At 69.4% G+C, this 8,942-nt stretch carries 10 protein-coding genes; 7 read left to right on the top strand and 3 right to left on the bottom strand.

Going from position 1 to position 8,942, the window contains the following annotated elements; all coding sequences use genetic code 11:
* Nucleotides 1-416: 416 nt before the first annotated feature.
* Genes ACFWMR_RS31560 through ACFWMR_RS31570 form a run of 3 tightly spaced genes read left to right on the top strand, consistent with a single transcriptional unit; the run spans nucleotide 417 to nucleotide 1,885 of the window.
* A complete protein-coding gene (locus ACFWMR_RS31560; protein ID WP_378381018.1) occupies nucleotides 417-854 on the top strand; it encodes an SRPBCC family protein in 438 nt (145 codons plus the stop codon).
* Nucleotides 855-905: 51 nt separating this feature from the next.
* Nucleotides 906-1,487, top strand: a complete 582-nt coding sequence (locus tag ACFWMR_RS31565) for a TetR/AcrR family transcriptional regulator (protein ID WP_093935705.1) — start codon at nucleotides 906-908, stop codon at nucleotides 1,485-1,487.
* Between the two features lie 35 nt (nucleotides 1,488-1,522).
* Nucleotides 1,523-1,885: a winged helix-turn-helix transcriptional regulator gene (locus ACFWMR_RS31570; RefSeq protein ID WP_378276434.1), complete on the top strand. Its 363-nt coding sequence runs from the start codon at nucleotides 1,523-1,525 to the stop codon at nucleotides 1,883-1,885.
* Here the strand turns inward: ACFWMR_RS31570 and ACFWMR_RS31575 are convergent.
* Together ACFWMR_RS31575 and ACFWMR_RS31580 are read right to left on the bottom strand one after the other, a co-directional pair.
* Entirely contained in the window at nucleotides 1,875-2,525 is a 651-nt protein-coding gene (locus tag ACFWMR_RS31575) for a response regulator transcription factor (protein ID WP_093935703.1), read from the bottom strand. The two genes, ACFWMR_RS31570 and ACFWMR_RS31575, sit on opposite strands and share 11 nt — an antisense overlap.
* On the bottom strand, nucleotides 2,522-3,730 hold the full coding sequence (locus tag ACFWMR_RS31580; RefSeq protein ID WP_378381019.1) for a sensor histidine kinase: 1,209 nt from the start codon (nucleotides 3,728-3,730) through the stop codon (nucleotides 2,522-2,524). The genes ACFWMR_RS31575 and ACFWMR_RS31580 overlap by 4 nt, the downstream gene beginning before the upstream one ends.
* Nucleotides 3,731-3,844: 114 nt before the next feature.
* Between ACFWMR_RS31580 and ACFWMR_RS31585 the strand changes: the two genes are divergently transcribed.
* Both ACFWMR_RS31585 and ACFWMR_RS31590 read left to right on the top strand, forming a co-directional pair.
* Complete coding sequence (locus ACFWMR_RS31585; RefSeq protein ID WP_378381021.1) at nucleotides 3,845-5,299, top strand: ArnT family glycosyltransferase; 1,455 nt, start codon at nucleotides 3,845-3,847, stop codon at nucleotides 5,297-5,299.
* 2 nt (nucleotides 5,300-5,301) lie between these two features.
* Nucleotides 5,302-5,955 (top strand): GOLPH3/VPS74 family protein, encoded by a 654-nt coding sequence (locus tag ACFWMR_RS31590; RefSeq protein WP_378276437.1) that lies wholly within the window; start codon nucleotides 5,302-5,304, stop codon nucleotides 5,953-5,955.
* Here the strand turns inward: ACFWMR_RS31590 and ACFWMR_RS31595 are convergent.
* Nucleotides 5,935-6,558: a TetR/AcrR family transcriptional regulator gene (locus tag ACFWMR_RS31595; RefSeq protein WP_093935699.1), complete on the bottom strand. Its 624-nt coding sequence runs from the start codon at nucleotides 6,556-6,558 to the stop codon at nucleotides 5,935-5,937. The two genes, ACFWMR_RS31590 and ACFWMR_RS31595, sit on opposite strands and share 21 nt — an antisense overlap.
* Before the next feature lie 95 nt (nucleotides 6,559-6,653).
* Between ACFWMR_RS31595 and ACFWMR_RS31600 the strand changes: the two genes are divergently transcribed.
* Nucleotides 6,654-7,157 carry a PH domain-containing protein gene (locus ACFWMR_RS31600; RefSeq protein WP_093935698.1) on the top strand — a complete coding sequence of 168 codons (504 nt, stop codon included), beginning with the start codon at nucleotides 6,654-6,656 and terminating at the stop codon, nucleotides 7,155-7,157.
* Nucleotides 7,154-8,662, top strand: a complete 1,509-nt coding sequence (locus ACFWMR_RS31605; protein ID WP_378381022.1) for a PH domain-containing protein — start codon at nucleotides 7,154-7,156, stop codon at nucleotides 8,660-8,662. Before ACFWMR_RS31600 ends, ACFWMR_RS31605 begins: the two co-directional genes overlap by 4 nt.
* The last annotated feature ends 280 nt before the right edge of the window (nucleotides 8,663-8,942 follow it).

Raw genomic sequence — 8,942 nt, forward strand, 5'->3', positions numbered from 1 at the left:
ACACACACACCCCCCCCCCCGGTGTCCCGCCTTTTTTGGTAATTTGGCGATGTTTTGCGTGGGGGTGTTCTTTCAAAATGTGGGTTCTAACCCTCTTTATCACTCACGACCTCACACGGAACAGCTCATACGGGCATGAAACGGACGCTCAATCGCTGTTAAGTGTCCCCTGTGGACACTCCGGCCAGTCCGAACCCTGCCCTCAGGGCAGCGAAGAAGACCTTCTCGGCAAGATCGACCGTGCCATATTTGACTTACCGCCCAATAGGCCCTCTGGATGCGCGGGTGACCGGCTCGGAGGTGTTGCCCAGAGTGAGAGTGTCCCGAGCGCCACGCCTGGGACACTCATCGTCTCGAGCGAGGCGCTCGGGACGTGTTCGGTACGGCGCCCATCGTTGAGCAGAGAAGGAGTCCGCATGGTGAAGATCCAGCGCATTTCCGCGAACGGCCACACGAGCGCGAGCCCCGAAGCCGTCTACGCCCTCCTCGAAGACCGCGAGCACTGGCCCGACTGGTCTCCGCTGGGCAAGTTCCGCCTCCTGGAGAAGGGCGACCAGAACGGCCTCGGCGCCATCGGCGTCTTCAGCACGAACGGCGTCAACGCCTGCGAAGAGGTCATCGCGCTCGAACCCGGCAAACGCTTCGGCTACACGTTGCGCAAGGGGATGCCGCTGCGCGACTACCGCGCGTACGTCGACCTCACGCCCGCGCTCGGCGGCACCGACATCCACTGGCACGCGTCGTTCGTCCCCAAGATCCCCGGCACCGGAGGGCTCTATCGCCGGTTCCTCGGCCGCTTCTTCGGGCGCATGGTCGACGGCCTCGTGGCGCGGGCCTCGCGAGGCGCCCCATAAAGTAGGCGCATGGCAGCCCCACGACGCACGCAGGAGGAACGCAGCGCCGCGATGCGCGTCAGGCTGCTCGACGCCACGATCGACTGTCTCGTCGAGTACGGCTACGCGGGCACCACGACCACCCGCGTCGCGGATCGCGCCGGGGTGACCCGCGGCGCGCAGGTGCACCATTTCCCCACCAAGACCGACCTCGTCACCTCTGCGATCCGGCATCTCGCGGCCAAGCGCACCGAGGTCGCGATGGCCGAGATCGACCGGCTCAAGGCGTCGGCCGACCCGGTCGGGGACGCGTTGCAACTGCTGTGGGAGATGCATCAGGGCCCGGTCTTCTCGGCGACCGTCGAGCTGTGGGTGGCCTCGCGGACCGACGCGGAACTGCGCGCCCAGATGGCGGTGGTCGAGCCGATCGCGACGAGCAGCCTGGTCGAGTTCGGCAAGGCGCTGCTGCCGGACCATTCGGCGCATCCGGAGTTCCTGCACGCGGTGTACACGGCGATGGACGTCGTCCGCGGCATCCTCATCGCCAGCTGGGCGACCCGCGATCAGACCGAACTGGAGGCGCGCTGGGAACGCGGCCGCCGTCACCTGATCCTGTTGTTCGAGGCGCTGATGCAGCCCACTCCCTCTCATTAGGCGTGTTACTCTCCCGGAGAGAGTGAGGAGGTCACGTGCTCGGAAACCCGTACGACCCCGACTGCCCCACCCGCGCGCTGCTCGACCGCATCGGCGATCAGTGGACCGTGCTGATCGTCGGCGTGCTCGGCGACGGCCCGCTCCGGTTCACCGAGATCGGCAAACGCGTGCGCGGCATCTCGCAGAAGGTCCTCACGCAGACGCTGCGCAGCCTCGTCCGCGACGGCATCCTGACGCGCACCGCGTACCCGGAGATCCCGCCGCACGTCGAGTACGAGCTCACCGCGCTCGGCCGCAACCTCGCCGAACCACTCGAGATGCTCGACAAGTGGGCCCGTGTCCACATGGGCGAGGTCCTCGACGCGCGCCGTGCCCACGACGGGCAGCTCACCGCTTGACCAAGCCGGCCTCGTGCGCCAGCAGACCCGCCTGGGTCCGGTTCGTGCAGTCCAGCTTCACCAGCATCCGCGACACGTAGCTCTTCACCGTCGCCTCGGCCAGGTGCAGCCGCGCCGCGATGTCCGCATTGGACAGTCCTTCGCCGAGACAGGCCAGGACATCCGTCTCGCGTTCGGTCAGCCCGTCGGTCTTCCGGCGCGCGTCGTCACCGCGACGCCGTCCGTCCGCCGACATCGCCACGAGCCGCTGCGCCGCTTCGGGGGAGAGCACCGTGTGCCCGTCCGCCGCGACCCGGACCAGGCCGATCAGGTCCTCCGGCGGCGTGGACTTCACCAGGAACCCGGCCGCGCCCGCCCGCAGCGCGCGGATGACGTAGGTGTCCGCGTCGAACGTCGTCAGCGCGACGACCGCGGGCGGCTCGGGGAGTTTCGCGATCCGTTCGATGGCGGTGAGCCCGTCGACACCGGGCATCCGCAGGTCCATCAGCACCACGCGCGGCCGGTGCCGGACCACGGCCTCGACCGCCTCGGCGCCGTCCTGGGCCTGCGCCACGACCTCGATGTCGGCCGCGGAACCGAGGATCGTCCGCAGATGCGCGCAGACCATCGGTTCGTCGTCGACGACGACCACCCGGATCACCGATCTCCTTCCGCCGTCGGGACGTAGGCCGGAAGTATCGCACCGACGCGGTACCCGCCGCCCGTTCGCGGCCCCGCGTCGAAGCGGCCGCCGATCAGCTCGACGCGCTGCCGCAGCCCGGCCAGTCCCGCGCCGGAACCGCTCCCCGCCAGCGCCGGATCCGGGGCGGCGCCCGCCCGCGTGTTCTCCACCGTGATGTCCAGCCCGCCCGCGTGATAGCGGAGTTCGACGGTCGCTGTCGAGCCCGGCGCGTGCTTGCGGACGTTCGTCAGCGCCTCCTGCACGACGCGGTACGCCGTGCGGGCGACGGTGGGGGAGATCCGCCCGGGATCGCCGTGCACGGTCAGTTCGGTCGGGATGCCCACCGACGCCGATTCCGCGACCAGCGTCGCCGGATCACCCGCCGCGCCGTCGGTGAGCGTGCGCGGCCCGGCGTTCGCGCCGTTGCGCAGCACCCCGACGAGATCACGCAGTTCGTCCAGGGCCAGCGCGCCCTCGCGCCGGATGCCCTCGGCGGAGGTCCGCACCGCCTCGTCCGCCGAGACGATGCCGAGCGCGCCGGCGTGCAGCACCATCAGGCTCAGCCGATGCGTGACGACGTCGTGCATCTCCTCGGCCAGTTTCCGCCGTTCCTCGCCGCGGGCGCGTTCGGCGAGCAGGTGCTGTTCGCGTTCGGCGCGTTCGGCCCGGTCCCGCAGCGAGCGCAGCAACTGGCGCCGCGCCTCGAAATACAGCGAAAGCGTGGTCGGCAGCGCCGTGCCCAGGAGGCCGAACGGGGTCGTGTTCCACTGCGCGTCCCACGGCCGCGACGCGCAGACCACCAGGATCGCGGTCAGCCAGAGCAGGGTCCGCCGGTCGATCAGGCGGGCCAGCTGGCTCAGCACCACCGGGGTGATCGTCGGGACGGTCATCAGCGTCAGCTGCCGCTCCGGCACCAGCAGCCCGGGGGAGAACAGGTCGGAGGCGAGCATCAGCAGCCCGCCCGCCACGACCAGCCCCGCGACCAGCCGCGGATACCGGAACAGCAGGACCAGCGAGAGATCGAGGGCCACCTGCAAGGTGACGCCCGCGGCGGGGCCCGCCCAGCCTGTCGTCGGTTCGCCGAACACGTACAGCGTGATGTCCAGGCCCACGAAGGCGAACGCGGCCAGCGTGAGCCACAAGGTGTCGACCGGACCCGGCCGGAACGACCTGCTTCTTTCCACCCGGTCACGGTAACCAGCAGCTCACCGACGGCGGGGAGATCCGCAACTTTCGTCTATCCGATCACCCTCCTTACCCGGTTTCCCGCCACGACCGTCTCCGGTGGACTGGAGCTCATGGACATCGCGACCCAAACAGTCCGAACAGGACGGGAGCAGGCCTTCGCCCGACTACCGGTGTTCGTCGTCGCCGCGCTGGCCGCCGCCGCGCTTCTGGCCACGAGCGGCCGCTACGCGCACGGCTTCGACGAGCTGTACTTCCTGATGGCGGGCCGGGAACACCTGGCGTGGGGGTACTTCGACCAGCCACCGCTCATTCCCGCGCTGGCCGGGGCGATGGACACGCTGTTCCCCGGTTCGCTGGTGATGCTGCGCCTGCCGATGGCCCTGGCGGCGGCCGCCGGAGTGGTCGTCACCGCGCTGATCGCCAGGGAACTGGGCGGCGGACGCGGCGCGCAGGTGCTCGCGGCCGGGCTCTACGCGTCGTCCGGGGTGATCATCGTCAGCCACTGGATCGGCACCTACGTGTTCGACCCGTTCCTCTGGACGGTGATCGTCTGGCTGGTCGTCCGCTGGGTGCGCGTCCGCCGTGACGGGCTGCTGGTCTGGGCGGGCGTGGTCACCGCGATCTCGCTGGAGACGAAGTTCCTCATCCCCGCCTTCTGGGCGCTGGCCTTGCTCGCCGCGCTCGTGCTCGGTCCGAGAGAGCTCCTGCGGCGCCCGAAACTGTGGCTGGGCGCGGGAATCGCCGTCGTCGCGACGATCCCGACGCTGGTCTGGCAGGCCTCGAACGGCTGGCCGTATCTGATCATGAACGACGTCGTCTCGGCGGAGTTCCCCGGCACCTGGCCCTTCCTGCGCGACGGGTTCCTGACGGCGGGCGTCGGCGCGGGCGTGCTCGCGTTCGTCTACGGCCTCGTCCGGCTGATCTTCTCGCGTGAACTTCGCGGCTATCGCTTCCTGGGGGTAGCTGTAGCCGCGCTCATCGTGGCGTTCCTGCTGCTGCACGGCCGTTCCTACTACCTGATGAGCGTCTTCGCGCTGCCGTTCGCCGCGGCGGCGACCGGCTTCGCCCAGCATGTTCCCAAGTGGCGGCTGGTGGCCTGGCCCGCGATGGTGCTCTCGGCGGTGATCACCCTCGCCGGCCTGCCGATCTACCCGGCGACCATGACCCGGACGAGCTTCGGCCCGATCACGCTCGGCAGTTCCTTCGCCGGAGGTGAACTGCCGCAGCAGGAGCTGGTCAAGGCGGTCGGCGAGACCTACGCGGCGCTGCCGCCGGAGCAGCGGGCACGCACCGCCGTGTACGCCGAGATCTATCCGTTCGCCGCCGCGACCGAGTTCTACGGTCAGCGGTACGGCATCGATCACGTTTACAGTGGCCACCGCGGCTACTGGTACTTCGACCGGCCACCGGAGTCCGCGGACAGCGTGCTGTTCCTCGGCTTCGATCCGGGACTGCTCAAGCCGTACTTCACCACGGTGACCCCGGTGGTGGAAGGGCTGCTGTGGCGGTATGACGGCAGACAGGGTTCCTGGGACGAAATCTGGCCCAAGCTGGAAAGGCATTGACGATGACCGAACTTTCGTTGCCCGCCAAGGCATATCTGCTCGCCTGTGACGTCGGGAAGAACAAACTGCGCGACCGGCAGCGGGCGCGCCTGATGATCCGCGGTGCCGCGCTGACCGACCTCGTGCTGCGCGGCCGGGTCGCCGACGACGACGGCAAGGTCGCGGCGTCGGGCGCCGGGCCGACCGGTGACCTCGTCCTCGACGAGATGCTCACCGAGATCGCGGGAGAAAGCCCCCGCAAGTGGAAATGGTGGGTGCGCAAGGACGCGCGCGGCACGTTGGAGGCACTGGAGTCCCAGCTGGAAACGGCGGGCGTGATCGAGCTCAAGAACGGCAAGGTGCTCGGCCTGTTCCCGTCGCGGAACCCGATCGTGCGGGACACCGCGACCGTCGACAGGCTGCGGGCCTCGGTCGATCAGACCTTGCGCGGACCTTCGCCGGTGTCCGATGTGGACGCGAGCGACGCCGCCCTCACCGCGCTGGCCGCGGCCGTCGAGCTCAAGGACGTCGTTTCCGGCAAGGACAGGCGTCAGTACAAGGACCGGATCGAGGAACTGGGCGAGCGGGGCGGGGACGCGGTTCCCGCGCTGCGGAAGCTGTTCCGGGAACTGCGCGCGGTGCGGGCGTCGGCCGTGTCATCCGGCAGCGGGAGCTGAGCCGAACAGCCGGTCGAGGTAGTAGTCCACAGTGGACATCGCCTCGTCCGGCGTCCGGTGCTTCATCACGATGTTGGTGCCCTGCGAATCGGCGAGCGCCCACAGGATCGTCGATTCGTGCATCGCGTCGGCCGACTTGTCGACATCGCCCGCCTCCTGGCCCTGGCGGATCAGCACGGCGAACAGTTCGAACAGCTGCGGTACGCCATCGGTGAGCGCGACCCCGAAGGAGGGGTCGGAAATCGAGCGGATGAAGAACGCGACGCCCATCAGCCAGTCGCCGCGACGGCGTTCGTCGAGCGGCAGGATCTCGGCGATGATCGCGCGCAGGATGGACCGGGGCGTCGAAGGCACCTCGCCGGACTCCAGCCGGGCCTTGATGCCCTCTTCGTAGAGCTGCGAGCGGCGCTCGATCGCGAACAGCAGCATCTCGTCCTTGGTCTTGAAGTAGTGCTGCACCAAGCCCATCGACATGCCCGCCTCGGCGGCGACGTGCCGCAGGCTGACCCCTTCGAGACCGCGCGTGGCCGTCAGCCGCGTCAGTGCCTCGGCGATCTCCGCGCGCCGCGCGGCGTGATCCACCTGCTTCGGCACCTTCACCATCCATTCCGCCGTTTGCAATGCGATCGCATTGCCACTACTGTCCCACGCTATTACGATGCGATCGCATTGTAAACGATTCGTCGGGGGAGGACTCGGTGGAAGCCGATCGGGGGAAGGTGCGGCTGAGGCCGCCGCGGAACGCGCTGGACAAGCGGGTCGTGGGCTGGTGGCGGCTGCAGGGAACGCTTTTCTGGATCTCACCAGTGCTGGTGCTGGTGCTGCTCGGGCTGCTCATCCCGCCCGCGCGGTTCTGGCTGCTGACGCCGGCGGCGGTGTTCGCGGTGCTCGGCCTGGTCTGGGTGCTCGCGATGCCGGTGTGGTGGTTCAAGGTGCACCGCTGGGAGGTCACGGAGACCGCGGTGTACGCGCGTTCCGGGTTCTTCTGGCAGGAGTGGCGGGTCGCGCCGATGTCGCGGATCCAGACCGTGGACACCCTGCGCGGGCCGCTGCAGCAGATGTTCGAGCTCGCGACCGTCACGGTCACCACGGCGTCGGCGCGCGGCGCGGTCAAGATCCGCGGGCTCGACCACGAACTGGCCGCGAGCCTGGCGGAGCAGCTCACGGAAACGACGCAGGCGACGCCGGGTGACGCGACATGACCTCGGACGAGTTCGAGGGCTGGAGCACGCTCGACAAGCGGACGCTCCCCGTCACCGCGCTGACGATGACGGGCGCGGCGATCGCGGCGGCGATCCCGACCGCGGCCGCGATCGTGGGCGGTGGAGGCCGGCTCTGGGTCGCTCTCGCCTGGGTCGTGGGCGGTGGGCTGGTGCTCATCGGCGGTGGCGTGCTGGCGGAACTGTTCTATTGGAAGGGAGTGCGGTACCGGGTCACGCCGGACCGGCTGGAGACGGCGTTCACCCTGGTCTTCCGCTCGCGGAAATCCTTGCAACGCGAACGGATCCGCAACGTCGACCTGACCGCCAACCCGCTGCACCGGCTGTTCGGCGTCGCCGTGGTGACCATCGGCACCGGCTCGCACGAGTCGGGCGGGCAGGGCAGGATCAAGCTCAACCCGGTCTCGCGCGCCGAGGCCGAGCGGCTGCGCGCGGATCTGCTGCGCCGCGCGGAAATCGCGGAAACCGACGACGACGACGCGCCGCTCGCCGAGCTGGACCGGAGCTGGATCCGCTACGCGCCGATGTCGTTCCTCTCCCCGGCGCTCGGCCTCGCCGCGGGCGGCGGGCTCATGCAGATCTCCGAATGGGCGGGGTTGCAGAAGGGCCTGATCGACTGGGTGATCGGTCTGTTCAGCGGTATCCCGCTGGTGGTGGCGATCCTGATCCTGCTGGCGATCGCGATGGTCGTCGGCGTGATCGGCGCGCTGGGCCTGTGGATCGAGATGTGGTGGAACTACCGGCTCGACCGCGAAGCAGGCGGCACGCTGCGAGTGCGGCGCGGGCTGTTCACCACACGCTCGATCTCGATCGAGGAACGCCGGATGCGCGGCGTCGAACTCGTCGAGCCGCTCGGGAACCGGATCTCCGGCGCGGCCCGCGTCGACGCGATCGCCACCGGCATGCGGCAGAGCGACGACCAGGACAAAACCGACTACCACACGCTCCTGCCCGCCGCGCCGGTCGCGACGGCCACCCGGATCGCCGCGGAGGTCCTGCGCGAACCGGTTTCGCCGACCGAAGCCGTCCGGCTCGCCGGGCATCCCCGCGCGGCGCGGGGACGGTTGCTGCGCTGGTGGGTCGGTTCGGTGGTGGTCCTGCTGGCGATCTTCGCGATCCTCGGCTTCCTGCTGACCGACGTCCTGCTGGTGATCGGCGCCGCGCTCGGTGTCGTCCTGCTGCCGGTGTCGGTGCTGCTGGCGCTGGACGCCTACCGCAACCTCGGGCACGGGATCACCGGGCGATACCTGGTGGGACGGCACGGGACCGTGCGGCGGAGCACGTTCGCCCTGGAGCGCGACGGCGTGATCGGCTGGACGGTCAAGCAGTCGATCTTCCAGCGGCGCAAGGGATTGCTGACCGTCGTGGCGACCACGGCGGCCGGGACCGGGGCGTACTCGGTGTACGACGCGGGGGAGGAGCAGGGCCTGCTGCTCGCGGAGGAATCCGTCCCGGACCTGCTGACGCCTTTCCTCGAACGAGCCTGACCCCGCACTCACGTGATCATGCACCGCACCCATGTGGTCAGAGACGGAACTCGCGTGCTCCAGGCCGGAACTCGCGTGCTCCAGACCGGAACTCGCGTGATCGAGGCCGGGACTCGCGTGATCAGACGCCGCACACTCGAGTGCGGCCTCCAGTCACGCGAGTTCCGTCTCTGATCACGTGAGTCCCGTGCTCAAGCACGCGAGTCACGCCTGCGGGCACCTGGCTCCGCAAGAGGTGTGGGGGGTTTCCCCATGGGGGGGCCCGGAGGGCCCCCAATGT

Origin of the sequence: Amycolatopsis thailandensis, assembly GCF_042723255.1 — a bacterium.
GTDB classification, from domain to species: domain Bacteria; phylum Actinomycetota; class Actinomycetes; order Mycobacteriales; family Pseudonocardiaceae; genus Amycolatopsis; species Amycolatopsis thailandensis.